Here is a 16,748-nt window from a genome sequence, read left to right as displayed (position 1 = left end):
GCATAGGCACACGAGAGCCACCGCCGACGTCGCCTGCGCGGTGGCGGCGGTGGCCCTCGTGTGCCTATGCTGTGCCCTGTAGGAAGGAGACTGCCGTGACAGACGAGACCTCGACGGACGCCCCCGACGCGGGGACCCTCGTGCTCANGGTGGGGTACCGGGGCGCCGGCTTCTCGGGCTTCGCGGCCCAGGAGGGACAACGCACCGTGGCTGGCGAGCTCGTGCGCGCCCTGGAGACCCTGCTCCGCAGGCCCGTGGANNTCGCCTGCGCCGGCCGCACGGACGCCGGCGTCTCGGCCGTCGCCCAACACGTCTCGCTGCCGGTGACGCGCGGGGAGTGGGAGGGCCTCACCGCCCGGCGCCTGCTCTGGTNGCTCACGGCCCTCACGCCGCCGGACATCTCGGTCATGGGGGCCTGGCGGGCGGCGCCGGGCTTCTCGGCGCGCTNCGACGCGCTGGGGCGCCGCTACCGCTACCGCATCAAGTGCGGGTCCCAGCCGGTGCTGCTGGCGNACCACGTCTGGTGGCTCCGCGACGGGCTGGACGTGGGTGCCATGGACCGCGCGGCCCGCGCCCTCGTGGGCGAGCACGACTTCAGGAGCTTCTGCAAGAAGTCGTCGGCCGAGGGGCGGCGCACCTTTCGCTGCCTCACCGGGTGCGCTGTCTCGCGCCAGGTGGAGGCCGGCGAGGAGCTCGTGTGCGTGGACGTGGCGGCCAACGCGTTCCTCCACAACATGGTGCGCATCGTCGTGGGCACCCTCGTGGAGGTGGGCGCCGGCCGCAGGCCCGAGTCCTGGGTGGCCGACGTCCTGGCCGCGTGCGACCGCGAGGCGGCCGGCCCCACGGCGCCTCCCGAGGGTTTGACCTTTGTTNAGGTACAATATCCCCCATCAGCACTTGTCACCTGGTAGGGGAGTGGCGCGGCCCGGATCGCGGCACAGCACCTGGGTTGCGAGGACAGGCGCCGCACGTCGGCGCGACGTTCATTCGTAGGCCCGGTTGCGGGCCGCGAGCGAGAGAGAGGACCGGCCATGGCCAACCTTGAGAGCGGGCTCACCTACGAGCAGGCCCACGACCTTCTCACCACCTACAACAAGGACCCCTTCCACGTCCAGCACGGTGAGACCGTCGGCGGCCTCATGGGCTACTTCGCCGCCGAGTACGACCCGGAGAACGTGGACTTCTGGACCCAGGTGGGGCTCCTCCACGACCTCGACTGGGAGATGTTCGACCCCGACCTGCACACCGTGGAGACGGCGCGTCTGCTCGAGGAGGCCGGGGCCTCGCCGGAGCTGGCCAAGTCCATCCAGACCCACCAGTCCGACCTCAACCCGGAGCTCCCCGCGCCCGAGCTCAAGATGGAGAAGATGCTCTACGCCTGCGACGAGCTCTCGGGCCTCGTGACGGCGACCGTGGCCATGCGCCCGTCCAAGAGCGTCATGGACTTCAACGTGAAGTCGCTCAAGAAGAAGTTCAAGACCAAGAGCTTCGCGGCGGGCTGCAACCGCGACGACATCCGCCGCGGCGCCGAGATCAACGGGCTGGAGCTCGACGAGCTGTTCGCGATGGTGATCGAGGGTATGAAGGCCATCGCGCCCGACCGCGACACCTTCGGCAAGGACGGCGAGTAGGGCGTCGGTCCGAAACCTCCGATCAGAACGGGATGTGATCTAACGGTATGGAAGAGGGTCTCTGGCACCTGCTCGGGCACTCGCTCGAGCACAGCGTCGAGGACACGTTGGTCCTCGTCCCGTTCCTCTTTGTCACCTACCTGGCCATGGAGGCCCTGGAGCACGGGGCGGCGGGGTTCTCGGAGCGCGTCATCCTCAGGGCCGGCAAGGCCGGGCCCGTGGTGGGCGCGCTCCTGGGGGCCCTGCCGCAGTGCGGNTTCTCNGCCATGGGCGCCACGCTCTACNGCGCCCGCGTGGTGACCGTGGGCACGCTCGTGGCGGTGATCCTGTNNACGTCCGACGAGATGCTGCCGGTCTTCGTGGCCAACGGGGCGCCCGTGNCGCAGATCGCCGCCATCCTCGCCTTCAAGGTGGCCGTGGGCATGGTGGCCGGCCTCCTCGTGGACCTCGCCGTGCGCGTGCTGCGCATACCCGCCTCCAACGCCCTGCGCATCCACGAGCTGTGCGAGCGCGACCACTGCGGCTGCGGGGACGTCGAGGGCCTCGCCGAGCGCGTCTACGAGGACGACGGCGACCTTGCCGAGGCCGAGGCCCACGGCGGGTGCTGCCCGTCCTGCGGCCACGAGCTCCCGGCTGAGGCCCGCGGCCACGGGTGCTGCCACGACGGGGGCGGTCACGGGGCCTGCGGCCACGGCCACGACGCCGAGGGCCACTCCCACGGCCACTCCCACGGCGGCCACGGCTCCATCTGGCGGAGCGCCCTCGTCCACACGGTGCAGGTGACCGCGTTCATCTTCGTCATCACCCTCGTGCTNGAGGTGGTCATCGAGGCCGTGGNCANCNANGNCTTCGCCGCCTTCATGCTCGCCCACCCCGGCCAGGCCGTCTTCTACGCCGGCCTNGTGGGCCTCATCCCCAACTGCGCCGCCTCCGTCCTCATCAGCGAGCTCTTCCTCGAGGGGCCCCTGGGCTCCGGCGCCATGATCAGCGGCCTGCTCGTGGGTGCCGGCGTGGGCNTGCTCGTGCTCTTCAGGGCCAACCGCCCGCTCCGCTCGAACCTGGCCATCGTGGCCGTGCTCTACGTCGTNGCCGTGGTGTGCGGCCTCTGCGTCAACGACANCGGGTTCGTGTTCTGACCCAAGGCCCCGGGTCCCGGGGCGCGTATCCGAGGAGGCAGCCGTGTACGAGCGCCCCGACGTCCCCAAGCCCGGCAGGCACCGCACCGCCGTCGCGGTGGCGGTGCTCGTCGCCATCGGCTGCGCCCTCCTCGTAGGCCTGCCGGCCCTCTGGCACCTCGCCAACGAGACCAACGCCTCCACGCTGGGCGACGGGGCCCTGCAGGAGGCCGTGGCGTCCCGGGACAACGCCCTCGCGGTCCCCGAGGGCTCCGAGCCCACCGGCGCCGACGTCGAGACGTTCCTCGTCCTCACGGTGGGCGACGTCCGCGCCGACGNCCCGGCCCTCCAGGGGGCCGAGCTCCTCTGCGTCGACCACACGGCCAAGGACAGCCACCGGGTCACGCTCCCCACCGACCTCGCCGTGACGGCGGGCGGCGCGGCCACCACCCTCGCCGACCTCTTCGCCGCCCGGGGCGAGGGCGCCTGCGTGGCCCCGGTCTCGGCGGCCACGGGCCTCGCGGTCTCCCATGTGGTGGAGCTCGACGGCGAGGGCTGGTCGCTCTTCGAGCGCGCGGTGGCCGGCGGCATCCAGGGGGCGGCCCAGGCCGGGCCGGAGCTCCTCTCCTCCCTCAGGACCGACATGGACACCGGGCAGCTCATGGACCTGCCGGACTCCCTCGCGGGGACCGGCGTCTCGGCCGCCGAGCCCGAGCCCTGCCCCATGGCGGGCGACGGGGTGGACCGCGCGGCCCTCGGCGTCCTCGTGGGCACGCTCCGCGGATGACTCTGTGGGTGTTTGCTGNAGGCTCGGTGACGGGTGTGTGGTGGCGCGTCTCGTTTTAAAGCTTATATTGTGACGCTGCTACATTTACCTCTGACCACACGACCCGTCAGGGGGTTCCAGCCCTATGTCTCCCAAGCCGCCCGCNGTCNCGCTCATCANGCCTGNGTACAACATCGAGGCCTATGTGGCCCGGGCCGTGGAGTCGGTGCAGAANNGGACCCTGCGGGACTGGGAGCTCATCGTCGTGGACGACGGCTCCACCGACCGCACCGGTCAGATCCTCGACCGTCTGGCCTCCCGGGACTGGCGCATCGAGGTCATCCACACCGAGAACCACGGTGCCGCGGCGGCGCGCAACACCGCCCTCGACCGCGCCCGGGGCCGCTACATCCACTTCCTCGACGGCGACGACTGGGTCGAGTCGGCCATGCTGGAGCGCGAGGTGGCCTTCGCCGAGGCCAACGACCTCGAGCTCGTGGTGGCCGGCTTCTACATCGAGACCTTNTACGGCAACGGCGGAGAGCACCTCACCGAGGCCAAGCGTGTGGACGGGCAGGTCTTCGCCACCCGGTCCGAGTTCCGCTCCCAGGCCTTCCGCCTCTTCGACCAGAACCTCCTGTACGTGCCCTGGAACAAGCTGTTCCTGAGGGGCCGCATCGAGGAGATGGGCCTGCGCTTCAGGCCCACGTTCTGGGACGACTTCCCCTTCGTGCTCGACTACATCCGCGACGTCGGGCGCGTGGGCGTCATGGGCGAGTGCTTCTACCACTTCGGCCGCAGCCGCGCGGAGAGCGAGACCGCCCGCTGGCGCCCCGGCATGTACGAGAAGCGCGAGGAGGAGCACGGCTGGATGCTCGACCTCTACGACCACTNGGGCCTCTCGGCCGACCCGTCGTCGGTGGAGATGGTCCAGCGTCGCTACATCGAGCGCCTCGTGGGCTGCATCGAGAACGTCTGCAACGACGCCTGCACGCTCCCGCGCGAGGAGAAGCGCGCCCAGATCGAGGCCATGATCTCCACGCCGCGCGCCCAGATGGCCGTGGAGCTCGCTCAGCCCCGGAGCGCCATGATGCGGGCCATGCTCATGCCCATCCGCCGCAAGGACGCCTCCATGGCCATGCTCGAGGGTCGGGTCATCTCCCTCGTCAAGGGCGCCGACCCGCGGCTCTTCGCCTCCCTCAAGGCCCGCCGCTAGGCACGAGTAGGGCCGCTCGGTATCCGTGGAGTGTGGGCGCCTGACGCTTGGGGTGGTCGCGGGCGGGTAGGCACCAGCTGGTACGAGAGGAACCTTCCCAGAAGGGGGACATCATGGCATACAACACCGGCAAGAAGGTCAAGGTCCACTACCGCGGCACCCTTGACGACGGCACGCAGTTCGACAGCTCCTACGACCGCGGTGAGCCCCTGGAGTTCACCGTCGGCGCCGGGCAGATGATCCCGGGCTTCGACAAGGCCGTCGTGGACATGGAGGTGGGCGAGAAGAGGACCGCCCACCTGGAGCCCGCCGACGCCTACGGCGAGCCCCGCGAGGAGCTCGTGGTGAGCTTCCCGGTGGACCAGGTGCCCAACCTGGACCAGCTCTCCGAGGGCGACCGCATCTTCCTCCAGGGCCCCATGGGCCAGCCCNNCCCGGCCGCCGTGACCTCCATCACCGAGGAGGCCGTGACCGTGGACGCCAACCACGAGCTCGCCGGCAAGCCCCTGAACTTCGACATCGAGCTCGTCGAGGTGGGGGAGTAGCGGCCTGCGGCCCAAGGGCCCTTTTCTGGCGGGACGCGCCACTGTGGCGCGGCAGGGGCGGTGTCGGCCCATGGAAAAGGCCCCGACGTCCGAAGANGCCGGGGCCGTCCCGCCCGTCTCGCCCTAGNCGAACTCGATGGCGCCGGTCTTCGGGTCCATGGAGCTCACGACGGCCAGCGACTCCAGGTTGTAGCCGCGCTCGCGGAGGCTCTTGCCGCCGGGCTGGAAGCCCTTCTCGATGGCGATGCCGATGCCCTCCACCACGGCGCCGGCGTCCTCGCAGATCTCGAGCAGGCCGTTCAAGGCGCAGCCCATGGCCAGGAAGTCGTCGATGATGAGCATGTGCTCGCCCTCCTGGATGAAGCGCTTGGCNACGATGACGTCGTACTCGCGCTTCTTGGTGTAGCTCACGATGTGGCTGCGGTACTGGCTGCCGTCGAGGTTGAGCGACTCGGTCTTGCGGGCAAAGACCACCGGCACGTTGCCGAAGTGGCGCGCCGCCACGCAGGCGAGGCCGATGCCCGAGGACTCGATGGTCAGGATCTTGTCCACGGGGCGCCCGGCGAAGAGCCGCGCCCATTCGGCCCCGAGCTCGTCGTAGAGGGCGGTGTCGCACTGGTGGTTGAGGAAGTTGTCGACCTTGAGGATGTTGCCCTCGCGGACGATCCCGTCACGGCGGATGCGCTCTTCCAGAGCCTGCATGAAGACCCCTCTCTCGGTTTCTCTCCCTTGGGATCACCCCATTATGGGGCACTCGGCGCGATNCGTCTCGCGGGNAGGCGCCCCGTGGGAAGCGCCGTTGTTCCCGCCGCGTAACGCCGGGGCAACGTGGGCGACGTACGCTCTATCCCCACGGACGGTTCCGCCGATCGAGAAAGGCCACGGCCATGGCGCTGATCAGACCTGTCGACGAGACCCTCGCCGGCTTCNTGCGCGACGAGTCGCGCACGCAGGGCCGGGCCGAGACGATCTCGCAGCCGGCCGNCGAGGCCGAGGTCCGGCAGGTGTTCCGCGAGCTNGCGTCGGTCCCCGGTGCTCCGGTGCCGGTGACGGTGCAGGGGGCCCGCACGGGCCTCGCCGCCGGCTGCGTGCCGGACGGNGGCCACGTGATGTCGCTCCAGCGCATGAACCGGGTGCTCGGCGTCTCCGGCGACGCTGAGGGCGGCTTCTCCGTGCGCGTGCAGCCGGGCGTGGTGCTCCAGGACCTCAGGAACGCCCTGGCCAAGCGGGCGTTCNACACCGCGGGCTGGGACGACGCGTCCCTGGCCGCCCTCGGGCGCCTCCGCGGGGCCGATCCCGTCTTCTTCCCCTGCGACCCCACCGAGACCTCGGCGACCGTCGGCGGCATGGTGGCCTGCAACGCGTCGGGCGCCCGGAGCTACCGCTATGGGGCCATGCGCCGCCACGTGCGGNGCCTCCGCGTCGTACTGCCCTCCGGCGAGACCCTCGTCCTCTCCCGCGGCGCGGCCGTGGCNGATGGGCGCCGCCTGACCCTGACGACNGAGCAGGGCACCGTGATCGAGGTGCCGCTGCCCACCTACTCCATGCCCGACGTCAAGAACGCCAGCGGCTACTTCGCCGCGGGCGCCATGGACGCCGTGGACCTCTTCGTGGGGTCCGACGGCACCCTCGGCGTCGTCACCGAGGTGGAGCTGGCCCTCGCGCCCATGCCGCCCGTCGTGTGGGGTGTCAACTGCTTCTTCGACGGCGAGGACCGCGCCGTGGGCTTCGTGGGGGCCGTGCGCGGCGCCGTGCCGGGCCTCGGGGCCGNGGANTACTTCNACCCGGCGGCCCTGGACATCCTGCGCTCCCAGCGCCACTGCGACCCGGCGTTCTCCTCGCTGCCCGAGGTGCCGCCCGCCTACGCCTGCTGCGTCTTCGTGGAGCTCCAGGAGCCGGGCCGCCCCGAGGCCCTCGAGGCGCTCGCCGCGGTGGGCCGCGCCATGGGGGAGGCCGGCGCGGACCCGGCGGCCACGTGGGTGGGCACGACGGATGTGGACCGCGAGCGCCAGCGGTTCTTCCGCCACGCCGTGCCCGAGTCGGTGAACATGCTCATCGACGAGCGCCGCCGCACCGACCCCGCCATCACCAAGCTCGGCAGCGACATGGCCGTGCCCGACGGCCGCCTCCGCGACGTCGTGGCCCTCTACCGCCGCACGCTCGCCGAGGAGGGCCTCGAGAGCGCCACATGGGGCCATATCGGCGACAACCACCTCCACGTGAACGTGCTCCCCCGGAACGCCGGGGAGCATGCGCGCGGCAAGGCGCTGTTCCGCCGTTGGGCCGAGGAGGTCTCGGCCATGGGGGGCACCGTGTCGGCCGAGCACGGCGTGGGCAAGATCAAGCGGGACTTCCTCGTGCCCATGTACGGGCGCGAGGGGGTGGCCGAGATGGCCGCCGTCAAGCGGGCGCTGGACCCGGACGGAGTCCTCNGCCGCGGCAACCTCTTCGACGCGTCGCTCCTGGAAGGGGGTGAGGCGTAGTGGACGTCTGCGTGCTCATGAAGGCGGTCCCCGCCTCCACCGAGGTCTCCATGGACCCGGTGACCCACACCATCGTGCGCGACGGCGGCGACGCCGTCTGGAACCCCTTCGACACCGCGGCCCTGGAGCTGGCCCTCCGCCTCAAGGACGGCTGCGGCGCCACGGTGACGGTGCTCTCCATGGGCATCCCGGCCACCGCCGCCCTGCTTCGCGACGCCGTGGCCCGGGNCGCCGACCGCTGCCTGCTGCTGTCCGACCGCGCCTTCGCCGGCAGCGACACCCTCGCCACGTCCTACGCCCTCACGCTCGGGCTCCGGGCGCTCGGCGGCTTCGACCTCGTGCTCTGCGGCAAGATGGCCGTGGACGGCGACACCGCGCAGATCGGCCCGGANGTGGCCGAGGCCCTGGGCGTGCCCTGTGTCTCGGCCGTGGGGTCGCTCTCCGTGGGCGCCGGCCGCGCCACCTGCACGGCGGTCTCCGACGGCGTGCGCCGCACCGTGAGGGTGCCGCTGCCCTGCGTGCTCACGGTCGAGAAGGCCGCGGCCGATCTCCGGATGCCCTCCGTCGAGGGCGTGCTCGCGGCCGAGGGCCGGCCCGTGCCCGTGATGGGTGCGGCCGAGGCGGGGGCCGACCCGGCCCGCTGCGGCCTCGACGGCTCGCCCACCCAGGTGGCCTCCTGCACCGTGCCCGAGACCTCGTCGTCCTGCGTGGTCGTGGAGGGCGCCCCGGCCGAGGCCGCGGCGCGCCTGTGCGACCTCCTCGCCCACGTCCTGGAAGGAGCGGCCTCATGAGCGGCCTCGTCGTGGATGCCGACCTCTGCGTGGGATGCGGGCGCTGCGTGCGCGTGTGCGCCAACGACGGCATCGAGGTGGTCGACCGTCTCGCCCGGGTGCTCCCGGGGTGCGTCTCGTGCGGCATGTGCGTGGACGCCTGCCCCGTGGGCGCCCTCGAGATGGTGCGCGAGGGCACCGGCGCGGACCTCTCGCAGTGGTCGGGCGTGCTCGTGGTGGCCCAGACCGACGCCGACGGCGCGCCGCTTCCCGTGGCGAGCGAGCTCGTGGGCGTGGGCCGCGGCCTGGCCGACGCCCGAGGCTGCGCGCTCAGGGTCCTCGTGCTGGCGCCGGGCACCCACGGCTGTGCCTGCACCGGCGGGCTCTCCGGGCTCGGGGCCGACGGCGCGGACGAGGTGCTCGTGTCCCGCAGCCCGCGCTTCGGCGCCCGCGACTGCGCCGCCATGGCCGCCACGGTGGCCGCCGCCGTGGGGGCCACCAAGCCCGAGGCCGTGCTCTTCGGCGCCACGGACCTCGGCCGCGAGCTCGCGCCGCGCGTGGCGCAGCGCTTGGGCTGCGGCCTGACGGCCGACTGCACGGGGCTGGCTGTGGACTCTGAGACGGGCCTCCTGCTCCAGACGCGCCCGGCCTTCGGCGGCAACCTCATGGCCACCATCGTCTCGCCCGAGGCGCGGCCCCAGATGGCCACGGTGCGCCCGGGCGTCTTCGCGGCCCCGGAGCGCGACGCCTCGCGGGTGTGCACCGTCTACGAGATGCCGCCCGCGCCGTGCGACGTGGCGGCGCCGGAGGTGCTCGCCGAGGAGCCCGCCGACGACGGCACCTCCATCGCGGCGTGCGACGTGCTCGTGGTGGTGGGGCTCGGCATCCGCGACAAGAAGTCGCTCGCCGTGGCCCGTCGCCTGGCCGACGCCCTCGGCGCCGGTCTGGGCTGTACGCGTCCCGTGGTGGAGGCCGGGTGGCTCGACCACGGCTGCCAGGTGGGTCAGACCGGCGTCTCCGTGGCGCCCCGGCTGCTCGTGAGCCTCGGTGTGTCCGGCGCCGTGCAGCACCTCGCCGGCATCTCCGGCGCCGGCTGCGTGGTGGCCGTGAACGAGGACCCGGAGGCGCCGATCCTCGCGGCGGCGGACTACGCCGTGGTGGGGGACTGCCGCGAAGTGGCCCGAGCCTGGGCGGAAGCGTTGGAAAACCGGTAACCGGTTGGCGCTCCCAAATCCGAACAGATGTTCTATCATGGGTTCCCCGGTGACGAGAGAGGGGAGCATTCCATGGTGGAGCGGATCGAGGGTGCTGGCAAGGTCGCGACCGTCGTCGAGGTGGACAAGGACGTCTGGCGCGCACAGCTGGTGGGCGCCAAGGCGAGCGTGGACTTTGCCACCGCGGCCAAGGCCCGCCTGTGGGCGAGCCTGGCGTGCGGGCTGTTCTCGTCGCCGAGGGAGGCCGCGGCGGCGACGGCGTGAGGGGTGGGATGGCGCCCGTTGCGGCGGCCGGCCTACACCCGGTTCTCCAGGCAGAGGAGGCCGCCCATGGGGACGCCCAGGACGTCGGCGATGTGCTGGCACTTGGCCATAAACAGGAAGTAGAGCCGGTCGTGGAGGCGGCCGTAGAGGGTCTCGAAGTTGCCCTGCCCCTTGGAGACCACGAGGTCGGCCGTCTCCACCAGGTGCCTGAACTCCGGCGAGAGCGAGCCGTCGAGCAGGGTGCCCGCGCCGTAGTCGGCGTCGCCGTTGGTCATGAGGTCGGCCACCTCGTCCATGCCGGCCGCCAGGGCCTCGTCCATGGTGAGGTCGTTGAGGATGACGTTGTTGCGCACCNCGTAGACCATGCGAGCCGACGGGTTCAGGCGGTGCAGGGTCTCGATGAGGATGCGGTCGAGGGCCGACTCCCCGCAGTTGTCGGCGAGAAAGACGATAGTGCGGGCCGTGGAGGCGCGCTCGATGAGCGAGGGGGAGTCGTCTCGGGCGAACGCGAGGGACGGCACGGAGTCCAGGAGCTCGGCCACGCGGTCCTCGGTGAAGCCCATCGGCGTGCCCACGTCGATGAGGTTGCCGGCCACGGCAAAGCGGACCGCGAGGGGCGCGGGGTNGTCNGAGGNCTCCACGACGGAGCGGATGCGCGGGGCAAGCGATGTGGTGAGCCGCTCGAAGGTGGACTTGACCTCGGCGTAGGGGTCGGGTCCCACGGCGTCGACGAGGTCCGCCCACACCTCGCTCATGGCGTAGGGCGCGCGGGAGATGTCGTTGTCGGAGGGGAAGTGCGCGATGAGCGTGAGGGCGCGGTCGTGAAGGCGGTGGCACCCTTCCTCGTCCACGCCGGCCGCCTTGGCGATCTTGGCGGCATTGTTGGCAACGCACTCGCGGCATCGGTCGTACACGGCGAACCTCCAGCTAGTAGAATCTGACCGCCACCGATTCTACCGCCGGGTCGTCGCGTTTTGGCTCCTTGTGCTTTTTCAGCCCGTTTGTGGAGGGGAGCGTCGACGCGGTAGGCTTTTCCCGAACCATCGACCCAGACAGAATCGTCCGGCCCCATCGGCGGCCGCCACCGAGAGGACCAGTCCATGACTCACACGCTGCCGCGCGCCCTCGCAGTCCTCAGCGCCTGCGCTCTCATCGCCCTCGCCGGCTGCTCCGGCCAGCCCGCCTCCCAGGACGCCGGCGACCCGCCCGCCCAGGAGGGGCAGGCCGAGGCCAAGACCGTGGCCGAGAAGGGCGACACCGTGAAAGTGAACTACCGCGGCACCCTTGACGACGGCACGCAGTTCGACAGCTCCTACGACCGCGGCGAGCCCCTAGAGTTCACCGTCGGCGCCGGGCAGATGATCTCTGGCTTCGACGCCGCCGTGGAGGGCATGGAGGTGGGCGAGAAGAAGACCGTGCGTCTCGAGCCTGCCGACGCCTACGGCGAGCGCTCCGACGCCATGGTGACCACCTTCTCCAAGGACGACGTCCCCGACTTCGACTCCCTCGAGGTGGGCGACACCGTGACCCTTTCCACCTCCAACGGCTCCACCGTGGCCGCCGCGGTGACCGAGAAGACCGACGACTCCGTCACCGTGGACGCCAACCACGAGCTTGCCGGCAAGCCCCTTACCTTCGAGATCGAGCTCGTCGAGGTGGGGTAGTGGCCGAGCCCTACCGCTTTCCCGAGCCCCTGCGCGAGGGCACCATCCTCGCCCGGCCCAACCGCTTCATCATGGACGTGGACCTCGACGGCGAGACCGTGCGGTGCCACTGCCCCGTGGTGAGCCGCATCGGCGACATCGACACCGCGGGGCTGCCCTGCTTGGTCTCGGACTCCCACAACCCCCGGCGCAAGCTCCCGCTCACCGTCGAGGCCCTCTCGCTCACGGCCCCGGGCGACCCCGGCCGCCGCTGGGTGGGCCTCAACCAGAACGCCTCCAACCGCTACGTGGAGCACTTCCTGCGGCAGGGGGCCGTACCCGGCATCGTCGACGAGCCGGTGCCCGTGCGCCGCGAGGTGCCGCTGGGCTCCTCCCGCCTGGACTTCCTCGTGGACGACTCCGTGTACCTGGAGGTCAAGACGCCCCTGCGCCAGCTGGAGTGCGCCGTCCCCGAGGGGGTGGGGCGCCTGCCGCNNCCGNCCTTCTCGTCCACCGACCGCGCCGTGCGCCACCTGCACGAGCTGGCCGACTCCCTGGCCGACCACGACCGGGCTGTGATCCTCTACTGCCTCTACTACGCCAACGACGGCTTCCACTTCTACCACGGCACCACCTACGACGAGGTCATGGCCTGCGTCGACGAGGTCCGTGCCCGTGGCGTCGAGCTCTGGCAGGCCGACTTCTCGGTGGACGCGGAGAAGGTCGACCTCGTGGGCTGCCACCCCCTCGAGGAGTGGTGAGGGGCCGGTTCCACGGGAGTTTTCCGAGGGTAACTATGGTGCGCGGGGCTCACCGCGGCCTGTGGGGTTAACCGGTTGCGCTAAACTGAAACGCAACCGTGGATTCGGGCCATGTGTCCGTGCCGCGCATGTCCCCATGAACCAGATGTCTGTCGAGGAGGAGAGAGGAGCCGCTGCATGTTCGAAATCCTCGAGAAGACGCAGTACTCGGAGAAGGTGTTCAAATTCCGCGTACATGCGCCGCAGATGGCCAAGAAGGCCAAGGCGGGTCAGTTCTTGATGGTGCGTACGGACGAGAAGGGCGAGCGCGTGCCGTTCACCTTCGCCGACTGGAACCCCGAGGAGGGCTGGATCGAGTTCATCTTCATGGTGATCGGCAAGACCACCCAGGACCTCTCCCAGCTCCAGGCGGGCGACTCCATCCTCGACGTCACCGGCCCTCTGGGCCAGCCCACCGAGATGAAACCCGGCAACTGGTGCGTCATCGGCGGCGGCGTGGGCCTCGCCATCGCCTACCCCGTGGCCCGCGCCCTCGTGGCGGCAGGCAACAAGGTCACCGTCATCATGGGCGCCCGCACCAAGGACCTGCTCATCCTCACCGAGCAGTTCCNCGAGCTTCCCCTGGAGAACCTCATCATCACCACCGACGACGGCTCCGAGGGCGAGAAGGGCGTGGTCACCGCGCCGCTCGAGCGCCTGTGCATCGACCACGCCATCGACCAGGTCTTCGCCGTGGGGCCCGTGCCCATGATGAAGTTCTCGGCCCTCACCTGCGAGAAGTACGACATGCCCATCACGGCCAGCCTCAACCCCATCATGGTCGACGGCACCGGCATGTGCGGCTGCTGCCGCGTCACCGTGGGCGGCGAGACCAAGTTCGCCTGTGTCGACGGCCCCGACTTCGACGCCACCAAGGTCGACTGGGCCGACCTCGCCGCCCGTCAGGGCTCCTACCGCGCCGANGAGGGCGAGGCCCTGGAGCACGCCAAGCATGAGGGGGGTTGCAAATGCCACTCGTAAACGGCAAGNACCGCGCCAACAANAAGGACCCGAGGGTCCCCGCCAACGAGGTGCCGGCCGAGGTCCGCGCCAAGAACTTCGAGCCCGTGGACACCGGCTACACCACCGAGGACGCCATCNAGGCNGCCAACCGCTGCCTCGCCTGCAAGAAGCCCCACTGCGTCGCCGGCTGCCCCGTGGGCATCGACATCCCCACCTTCATCCGTCAGATCCGCGACGAGGACTTCGCCGGCGGCCTGGCCACCATCCGCGACTCCAACATGCTCCCCTCGGTCTGCGGCCGCGTGTGCCCCCAGGAGAACCAGTGCGAGGGCAACTGCATCCTCAACAAGACCGGCAACGACCCCATCGCCATCGGCCNGCTCGAGCGCTTCCTCGGCGACATGACCGAGTCCGTGGGCGCCACGCCCCAGTGCAAGCCGGCCAACGGCAAGAAGGTGGCCGTNGTGGGCTCCGGCCCCTCCGGCATCGCCTGCGCCGGTGCGCTCGCCCGCGAGGGCTTCGACGTCACGGTGTTCGAGGCCGTCCAGACCGGCGGCGGCGTGCTCACCTACGGCATCCCCGAGTTCCGCCTCCCCAAGGCCATCGTCAAGCGTGAGATCGACGGCCNCAAGGACCTCGGCGTGAAGTTCGAGTACGACGCCGTGGTGNGCAACCTCTACGACGCCGACGAGTTCTTCAACGAGCACGGCTTCGACGCCATGTACCTGGCCGTGGGNGCNGGCCTTCCCAAGTTCCTCAACNTCCCGGGCGAGAACCTCCCCGGCGTCTTCTGCGCCAACGAGTACCTCACCCGCGTGAACCTCATGAAGGCCATGGACTTCCCCGAGTTCGACACCCCCATCAAGCACGGCAAGAACGTGGTGGTCTTCGGTGGCGGCAACGTGGCCATGGACGCGGCGCGCACGGCCCTGCGCCTGGGCGCCGAGTCGGTGACCCTGGCCTACCGCCGCACCGAGAAGGAGATGCCCGCCCGCGTGGCCGAGCTGCACCACGCCAAGGAGGAGGGCGTCCGCGTGCTGGAGCTCGTCTCCCCGCTGGAGTTCGAGGCCGGCGAGGACGGCTTCGTGGCCAAGGTGAAGCTCGAGCGCATGGAGCTCGGCGAGCCCGACGACTCCGGCCGCCGCCGCCCGGTGCGCGTGGAGGGCAGCGAGTTCGAGCTGCCCTGCGACGTGGCCATCACCGCCATCGGCACCAACGCCAACCCCTTCGCCTCCAAGGCCGCCCCGGTGAAGCTCAACAAGTGGGGCTATATCGAGGCCGACGAGGACGGCCGCACGAGCGACCCGCGCGTGTGGGCCGGCGGCGACATCGTCACCNGTGCCGCCACGGTCATCCTGGCCATGGGCGCCGGCAAGCAGGCCGCCGCGTCCATGACCCAGGCCCTGCTCGGCGAGGACGCCGAGTAGCCCTCGGCCCCCAAGACCCGCGCTCCATGGAGAAAGGGCGGTCCCGCATCGGGGCCGCCCTTTCCTGTGGGGGGTGCGTCCGGTATGCCGCCGCCGGCCTAGGCGCCGTGGGCGGCGTGGTAGCTCTCGATATAGCGCCGGTACCAGTCGAAGCTGTCCTTCTTGCGCCGCTCGTAGGTGCCCTCGCCCCGGTCGTCGGCGTCCACATAGACCACGCCGTAGCGCTTGGCCATCTCGCAGGACCCGGCGCTCACGATGTCGATGACGCCCCAGAGGATGAATCCCAGCACATCGACGCCGTCCTGTTGGGTCANGAGCANCTGCTCGAAGTGCCTCTCGAGGTACTCCACCCGATAGGGGTCGTGGATGGAGCCGTCGTCTTCCAGGCGGTCCCGGGCGCCGAAGCCGCACTCNCTCACGAACACCGGCTTGTGGGTGCGGTCGTAGAAGGCGTTGAGCTGGGTGCGGAGCCCCACCGGGTCGATCTGCCAACCCCACTCGCTGGCCTCCAGGTAGGGGTTCTTGATGGAGCACACCAGGTTGCCGGCGGTCTGCTCGCCGTTGTCGGCGGCTCCCAGCACGGAGCTGGAGTAGTAGGAGAAGCTCACGAAGTCGCAGCTGTAGCGGGCAAAGAGNTCCAGGNCCTCGTCGGTGANGTNCACGGTGATGCCGTGGTCGCGGTAGAAGGCGTCCATGTAGTAGGGCTGGATGCCGCAGGCCAGAACGTCCACCGGGTACCACATGTTGACCTGCTCGTCGTGGAGCTTGATCCAGTTGTCCTCGGGCGAGCAGGTGTGGGGGTAGTAGCAGAAGGCCGCCACCATGCAGCCCGACCGGGCGTCGGGGCAGATCTCGCGCTGGGCCCGGATGACCTTGGCGCTGGCCACGAACTGGTGGTGGAGGCTCTGGAACACCGCGGACTGGTCGTAGGGGCCGTCCTCGGGCCTGAGGAGCCCCACGCCGTTCCAGGGCGAGAAGTAGCCGGCGTTGATCTCGTTGAAGGGGAGGTAGTAGTCGATCATGGACCCCCAGCGCTCGAACACCGTCCGGGCGAAGCGCTCGTAGAGGTCGATGAGGGCGCGGTTGGTCCAGCTGCCGTAGGCCTCCACCAGGTGGAGGGGGATGGCGTAGTGGGTGAGGGTCACGAAGGTCTTCATGCCGGCGGCCCTCACCGCCTCGAAGACCCGGTCGTAGTAGGCGAGCCCCTCCGGGCTGGGCTCGGCCTCGTCCCCCTGGGGGAAGAGCCGGGCCCAGCTGAGGGAGAACCGGTAGATGTCGATGCCGAGCTCTTGGAGGAGGGCGATGTCCTCCTCCAGGTGGTCGTGNCCCTGGGTGCCCCGGGTGAAGGGGTAGTTGCCCTCGCCGACGGCGAGGTCGGCCTTGGCCTTGGCCACGGCCGAGGCCGTGAGGAGCCGGGTCTCGCAGGTGGCGTTGCTGGTGCGGGGCTTCCAGGGGCGGACGTCCTGGGTGTCGAGGCCCTTGCCGCCGGCGGTGGCGGCCCCCTCGTACTGGGAGGAGGCGGTGGCGCCTCCCCACATGAGCGTGCGGGTCATGGGTGCTCCTTTGGTCGCAGGGATGGGTTCAGAGGTTGAGGGCGCGCACGGCCCGCATCCAGGCTCCGTCCAGGGGAGTGCCCTGGGGGGCCAGGGGCACGAGGGTGTCGTCGAGGGCCGCTTTGAACGGGCCGAGCACGGCGTCGCCGGCCGAGAAGAGGCCGCCCGTCCACGAGACCGGCGCCCCGGGGTGCCCCTCCGCCGCGCGGTTGGCCAGGCGGGCGAGCTCCGTGGCGGCCCGGGCCACCAGGGCCTGGGCGCCCCCGTCGCCCCCTCGGGCGCTCGAGACGGCCGCCGGGGCCGCCCGGGCCAGGAGGCGCCGCTGGTCGCGGGAGGCCGCCAGGGCGCCCGCGATGTC

The 16,748-nt window shown here is 70.9% G+C and carries 16 protein-coding genes and 1 pseudogene; 13 read left to right on the top strand and 4 right to left on the bottom strand.

What is annotated here, in order from left to right:
• Nucleotides 1-95 precede the first annotated feature (95 nt).
• The 5 genes and pseudogenes from truA to JX283_RS05260 all read left to right on the top strand — a co-directional run bounded on the left by truA (nt 96) and on the right by JX283_RS05260 (nt 5,273).
• Nucleotides 96-911 (top strand): tRNA pseudouridine(38-40) synthase TruA, encoded by an 816-nt coding sequence (gene truA, locus JX283_RS05280; protein ID WP_204829648.1) that lies wholly within the window; start codon nt 96-98, stop codon nt 909-911.
• Nucleotides 912-1,031: 120 nt separating this feature from the next.
• Nucleotides 1,032-1,631, top strand: a complete 600-nt coding sequence (locus tag JX283_RS05275; RefSeq protein ID WP_204829647.1) for an HD family phosphohydrolase — start codon at nt 1,032-1,034, stop codon at nt 1,629-1,631.
• A gap of 47 nt (nt 1,632-1,678) precedes the next feature.
• A pseudogene (locus tag JX283_RS05270) lies at nt 1,679-2,767 on the top strand (putative manganese transporter).
• An 890-nt stretch (nt 2,768-3,657) separates the two neighbouring features.
• Nucleotides 3,658-4,728 (top strand): glycosyltransferase family 2 protein, encoded by a 1,071-nt coding sequence (locus JX283_RS05265; RefSeq protein ID WP_204829646.1) that lies wholly within the window; start codon nt 3,658-3,660, stop codon nt 4,726-4,728.
• A gap of 113 nt (nt 4,729-4,841) precedes the next feature.
• On the top strand, nt 4,842-5,273 hold the full coding sequence (locus JX283_RS05260) for a peptidylprolyl isomerase (RefSeq protein WP_204829645.1): 432 nt from the start codon (nt 4,842-4,844) through the stop codon (nt 5,271-5,273).
• A 123-nt stretch (nt 5,274-5,396) separates the two neighbouring features.
• Here JX283_RS05260 and JX283_RS05255 read toward each other — a convergent pair whose 3' ends face one another.
• On the bottom strand, nt 5,397-5,975 hold the full coding sequence (locus tag JX283_RS05255; protein ID WP_204829644.1) for a xanthine phosphoribosyltransferase: 579 nt from the start codon (nt 5,973-5,975) through the stop codon (nt 5,397-5,399).
• A gap of 185 nt (nt 5,976-6,160) precedes the next feature.
• On the opposite strand from JX283_RS05255, the gene JX283_RS05250 reads away from it, so the two are divergent.
• The 4 genes from JX283_RS05250 (at nt 6,161) to JX283_RS05235 (ending at nt 10,004) form a co-directional block, all read left to right on the top strand.
• Complete coding sequence (locus JX283_RS05250; protein WP_204829643.1) at nt 6,161-7,756, top strand: FAD-binding oxidoreductase; 1,596 nt, start codon at nt 6,161-6,163, stop codon at nt 7,754-7,756.
• The gene (locus tag JX283_RS05245) at nt 7,756-8,547 is read left to right on the top strand and encodes an electron transfer flavoprotein subunit beta/FixA family protein (protein WP_239652476.1); all 792 of its coding nucleotides are present in this window, start codon (nt 7,756-7,758) and stop codon (nt 8,545-8,547) included. Before JX283_RS05250 ends, JX283_RS05245 begins: the two co-directional genes overlap by 1 nt.
• Entirely contained in the window at nt 8,544-9,740 is a 1,197-nt protein-coding gene (locus JX283_RS05240) for an electron transfer flavoprotein subunit alpha (RefSeq protein WP_204829642.1), read from the top strand. Before JX283_RS05245 ends, JX283_RS05240 begins: the two co-directional genes overlap by 4 nt.
• A 72-nt stretch (nt 9,741-9,812) precedes the next feature.
• On the top strand, nt 9,813-10,004 hold the full coding sequence (locus JX283_RS05235; RefSeq protein WP_204829641.1) for a hypothetical protein: 192 nt from the start codon (nt 9,813-9,815) through the stop codon (nt 10,002-10,004).
• A 32-nt stretch (nt 10,005-10,036) separates the two neighbouring features.
• On the opposite strand, the gene JX283_RS05230 is transcribed toward JX283_RS05235, so the two are convergent.
• A complete protein-coding gene (locus JX283_RS05230; RefSeq protein WP_204829640.1) occupies nt 10,037-10,918 on the bottom strand; it encodes a DUF89 domain-containing protein in 882 nt (293 codons plus the stop codon).
• Between the two features lie 186 nt (nt 10,919-11,104).
• Between JX283_RS05230 and JX283_RS05225 the strand changes: the two genes are divergently transcribed.
• The 4 genes from JX283_RS05225 to gltA all read left to right on the top strand — a co-directional run bounded on the left by JX283_RS05225 (nt 11,105) and on the right by gltA (nt 14,837).
• A complete protein-coding gene (locus tag JX283_RS05225) occupies nt 11,105-11,668 on the top strand; it encodes a peptidylprolyl isomerase (RefSeq protein WP_370583418.1) in 564 nt (187 codons plus the stop codon).
• A complete protein-coding gene (locus JX283_RS05220) occupies nt 11,668-12,408 on the top strand; it encodes a DNA/RNA nuclease SfsA (protein ID WP_204829639.1) in 741 nt (246 codons plus the stop codon). Before JX283_RS05225 ends, JX283_RS05220 begins: the two co-directional genes overlap by 1 nt.
• Before the next feature lie 177 nt (nt 12,409-12,585).
• A complete protein-coding gene (locus JX283_RS05215; RefSeq protein WP_204829638.1) occupies nt 12,586-13,428 on the top strand; it encodes a sulfide/dihydroorotate dehydrogenase-like FAD/NAD-binding protein in 843 nt (280 codons plus the stop codon).
• Nucleotides 13,416-14,837 carry an NADPH-dependent glutamate synthase gene (gene gltA / locus JX283_RS05210; protein WP_204829637.1) on the top strand — a complete coding sequence of 474 codons (1,422 nt, stop codon included), beginning with the start codon at nt 13,416-13,418 and terminating at the stop codon, nt 14,835-14,837. The genes JX283_RS05215 and gltA overlap by 13 nt, the downstream gene beginning before the upstream one ends.
• 98 nt (nt 14,838-14,935) lie before the next feature.
• Here the strand turns inward: gltA and JX283_RS05205 are convergent, their stop codons facing one another.
• Nucleotides 14,936-16,390, bottom strand: coding sequence for a family 1 glycosylhydrolase (locus JX283_RS05205; protein ID WP_204829636.1), 1,455 nt, complete (start codon nt 16,388-16,390; stop codon nt 14,936-14,938).
• Between the two features lie 28 nt (nt 16,391-16,418).
• A partial coding sequence (locus JX283_RS05200; RefSeq protein WP_204829635.1) for a hypothetical protein occupies nt 16,419-16,748 on the bottom strand: 330 nt, incomplete at its 5' end.

Origin of the sequence: Olsenella sp. CU969 (assembly GCF_905219715.1) — a bacterium.
In the GTDB taxonomy this organism is placed as follows: domain Bacteria; phylum Actinomycetota; class Coriobacteriia; order Coriobacteriales; family Atopobiaceae; genus Granulimonas; species Granulimonas faecalis.
The sequence above is the reverse complement of the archived record's forward strand: the minus strand, read 5'-3'. Positions and strand labels throughout refer to the sequence as shown.

Bases quoted from the DNA above. Each gene is read 5' to 3' on its own strand.
- JX283_RS05275 (WP_204829647.1), top strand. From the start codon at position 1,032: ATGGCCAACCTTGAGAGCGGGCTCACCTACGAGCAGGCCCACGACCTT.
- JX283_RS05240 (WP_204829642.1), top strand. From the start codon at position 8,544: ATGAGCGGCCTCGTCGTGGATGCCGACCTCTGCGTGGGATGCGGGCGC.
- JX283_RS05235 (WP_204829641.1), top strand. From the start codon at position 9,813: ATGGTGGAGCGGATCGAGGGTGCTGGCAAGGTCGCGACCGTCGTCGAG.
- JX283_RS05225 (WP_370583418.1), top strand. From the start codon at position 11,105: ATGACTCACACGCTGCCGCGCGCCCTCGCAGTCCTCAGCGCCTGCGCT.